Annotated in this window: 1 pseudogene; it reads left to right on the top strand. The window is 78.9% G+C overall.

The features are described from left to right. A pseudogene (locus tag HTZ82_RS06115) lies at window positions 1-318 on the top strand (cytochrome P450); the annotation flags it as partial.

The raw sequence follows: 318 nt of genomic DNA, 5'->3' as shown, positions 1-318 counted from the left end.
CGCCCCGTGCGCCGGCTCGGCGGAACCGTCCTGGTGCACGGCGGTGACGCCTACCGCGAGGCCCTGACGCGCGTGCCGCTCGACCGGACGGCAGCCGGTACCACCGGGGGTGCCGCGCGGGAACTCTCCGACGGCGGGCTGCTGTTCGACCAGGACGGCGCCTCTCACCGCGGCACGCGCCGTGCCGTCGCCGACGGCCTCGGCGCGGCCGGTACGTCCCGGCTGCGGCCCGTGTGGCAGGAGGTGCTCACCCGCCGGCTGGCCCCGCTCGGCGCCGGGCGCGGCGTCGATCTCGTCGTGCTGGCCCGGGAGATGGCC

This window comes from Streptomyces sp. TRM64462 (assembly GCF_013362995.1).
GTDB lineage: Bacteria > Actinomycetota > Actinomycetes > Streptomycetales > Streptomycetaceae > Streptomyces.
The sequence above is the reverse complement of the archived record's forward strand: the minus strand, read 5'-3'. Positions and strand labels throughout refer to the sequence as shown.